This is a genomic window from Enterobacter cloacae complex sp. IR5384 (genome assembly GCF_049237265.1).
GTDB classification, from domain to species: domain Bacteria; phylum Pseudomonadota; class Gammaproteobacteria; order Enterobacterales; family Enterobacteriaceae; genus Enterobacter; species Enterobacter cloacae.
On record NZ_JBMKHJ010000082.1, the window covers coordinates 1 to 2,851 of the forward strand.

3 protein-coding genes are annotated in these 2,851 nt (G+C 51.0%); all 3 read right to left on the reverse strand.

Translation table 11 applies throughout. The features are described from left to right. Nucleotides 1–31: 31 nt before the first annotated feature. Nucleotides 32–1,423 carry an ISKra4-like element ISKpn19 family transposase gene (locus tag ACOTX3_RS25820; protein ID WP_014839878.1) on the reverse strand — a complete coding sequence of 464 codons (1,392 nt, stop codon included), beginning with the start codon at nucleotides 1,421–1,423 and terminating at the stop codon, nucleotides 32–34. A 36-nt stretch (nucleotides 1,424–1,459) separates the two neighbouring features. Continuing rightward, nucleotides 1,460–2,032: a recombinase family protein gene (locus ACOTX3_RS25825; RefSeq protein WP_001493762.1), complete on the reverse strand. Its 573-nt coding sequence runs from the start codon at nucleotides 2,030–2,032 to the stop codon at nucleotides 1,460–1,462. Nucleotides 2,033–2,168: 136 nt separating this feature from the next. Continuing rightward, nucleotides 2,169–2,759 (reverse strand): plasmid pRiA4b ORF-3 family protein, encoded by a 591-nt coding sequence (locus ACOTX3_RS25830; protein ID WP_012477564.1) that lies wholly within the window; start codon nucleotides 2,757–2,759, stop codon nucleotides 2,169–2,171. Nucleotides 2,760–2,851 lie beyond the last annotated feature (92 nt).

Below are 2,851 nucleotides of genomic sequence, written 5' to 3' on the forward strand. Positions count from 1 at the left end.
GAGAGCATAAAAAATATTGGGGCAGCGTGAGCTATGCTGCCATCGCTGGTCCCTTCCCGTCACTTTGAAAACCCGGATACCAGCAGACAAATTTATCCTGCAGTTCGTTATTCAAAACGGCGGTCCGGGTCTGTAACAAATAATGAGCCCCTTTTCTGCTCCACTGCATCTGCTGCTTTTTGGCCATTCGTCTGGCGATCACTTCATTGATCGTGGATTCCACAAACGCGGTTGATACCGGCTCTCCGTACCGACGCATTTCGCCGTAGTTTGGGATCATCATCTTATTATTCCGGATGTAGGTATACATTTCATCCAGATGTTTTTGCAGGGATTTCAGGCTAGGATAGCTGAGTTCAGGGTCATCGCAATACATAACGCAATTATCAATATGTTCCAGCGCAGCGACAACATTGCCATGCCAGAGATATCGTTTAATGCTTTCCAGCAGTGCCAGAACTTTACTCCCCGCCTCTGGATCTGATACCAGCAGTCCCCGGGCATATTGCATGAGCACCGTCAGCCTCATGGTGATATGAAACCAGTCCAGCACATGCGTTGACTCAGGGTACATACCGAACTGGAGGTCCCTGAGATTATCCGCGCCGTCGGACAGAAAAAATATCTGCTGGTTGGCCTGCATTCCCTGCGCTGAAAGGTGGGTCATGAGCCTGCGTTCCGGATGACAGTCATCCTTCTGAACAAAACCGAAGCGGCGGGTGTCAGCAGGCGCACCAACGGAAAAAGACTTCCCGGCAATAATTTCAAAATTACGCTTTTTGTCATCCCGATCGCGAACATAACCACCATCTATACCCACCACAAGCGGTTTTCCTGGCCTGGGCAGGTTCCCCCAGTCGCGGGGGCAGCCGGAAAGAAAACCTGAATGAGCTTCAGCCTCAGCGTCAAGACGCTGCGCCACCTGGCATAAATGATTCCTCACCGTTGAGGCATTCAGGCTGTGGCCCACCGGCAGAATATCTTTCAGCAGACGAGTCGTCATTTCATAGGAGATCATCGAGGCCCAGCGGGTTTCAATATATTTCAGTGCCGGGTGAGAATAATCGCCGGCCCAGTCGCTGAGCAAACTGACTGTCTTTGTATCACTCTCTTCACAACGGCACCGGTACACCCGAAGCCCGGATACCGGAATAACGCCAAACAGCGTCCGGTACCGTATTTTCTGTTTGCCTTTGATTCTGCGCGCAGCAAGGCAGTGAGGGCACCGGATATGGTGTTGAGTATATTCGTCTGCCTGCAGCTGGACCACCGACTGCTGGACCGTATTCAGCAACAGCTTGGATTCTGACACCGATAATCCGATGTCGTTCCGGGTCTCCCCTGATTTCTGGATTGTCATCAGTTCCTCCGTTCGACTGGAGCCTGATTCATCGGTGATGACTATCTGGAGCGTCAGTTGCATCATTGCCTCCTGCTGTGGTGGATGACTATCTCCCGGCTACTGGTTGTTCATCTGGTGACGAAGCTTATAATATGTGGAAACGCCAAGGCCCGCATGGTCGCAGGCGATCCTGAGCCTGACCCCTCTGCTTCTGAGTGCGTCAATTTCCTGGATCTTTTTGATATCGGCGCCGGGGCGCCCTGTTTTTTCACCCCGTGCTTTTTTCGCGGCGATGCCGTCGGCCTGCCTTTCCTTCAGTAAGGCTCGTTCAAACTGGCTGAATGCCGACATCATGTGCAGCTGCAGTTCCTGCATCGGATTGTTTGTGCCGGCGCTGAACGTCAGCTGCTCTTTCAGAAAAATAAGGGTAACGCCCTGGTCACGAAGCCGGGTGGTGACAGCGCACATATCCGACATATTCCGGCAAAGGCGATCGATGGAATGAACCAGAAGCGTATCACCAGGGCGTAATTGCCCCAGGAGTTCCTGTAACCCCGGGCGGTTTGTGTCCTTCGCGCTGGCATGCTCAACACAAATTTTATCAGGCTGAAAACCCGCCTTTGACAATGCCTCTTCCTGACGGGCCGTATTCTGATCGGCCGAGCTTACCCTGATGTAGGCATATTGCACGCAAAACCTCCGGAAGGTCTTTAAACATCATAGAGATTTAAAGAATAATCCATAAACACTGATTTAGGGAGGTTTATAGACATTTTTTCGGGGATCTGAGAGGCATGCTGAAAACGTATACCTTTATAGACATCAGTCAGCGACGACGGCCCAGCCAGATAACTTCAGGCTCCAGTACCGGAGATGCAAGGTCGAGCCTGCTCAGTTGCCGGTTGATTTTGTGGCGGTTGAACCTGACAGCATCCAGGTCGTCAGCAAAAGGGCGGATCTCGCCGACCGTTGTTTCATCATCCGCATTAACGATAGCTTCAAGAAACGCCAGGGTTTTATCGAACTCATCCGCAGCTGTGGCTCCGGGCATACCATGGCCGCTTATACAAAACGGCGCTTTCAGCGTAGAGTTTTCATAAATGGCCTCAACACGAATGTCATGAAGCCAGTGCTCAAAGAAATTGTATTCATAGGTAAAGCGATCGCCAGCATCAAAAGCAAAATCATCAATCACGACCCGGAACGGATTATCGACAAAACCGATGCCTCCTTCGTAGGAGATACCGTAATCTTTGCCATAAATGTGAAATTGATGGAGATGGTCGTCCCCCCAGCCCTGCACTATCTGGAAAATGAAGTGAAGCGCGGCCAGTGACGTGTCGGCAGCAATTCTCAGCCGACGCCAGACCATCGGACTGACTCCATGAACTGCTATTTTGATGACGTAGATCTTCATAGTCAGCAGGTATTGTTATGAAATGATGGTGGTTATTTTAACCCCTGTAGATGGCATCATTCGATGGCTGCCCCGAGGTTTTTCATGCTCTC

Bases quoted from the DNA above. Each gene is read 5' to 3' on its own strand.
- ACOTX3_RS25820 (WP_014839878.1), bottom strand. From the start codon at position 1,423: ATGCAACTGACGCTCCAGATAGTCATCACCGATGAATCAGGCTCCAGT.
- ACOTX3_RS25830 (WP_012477564.1), bottom strand. From the start codon at position 2,759: ATGAAGATCTACGTCATCAAAATAGCAGTTCATGGAGTCAGTCCGATG.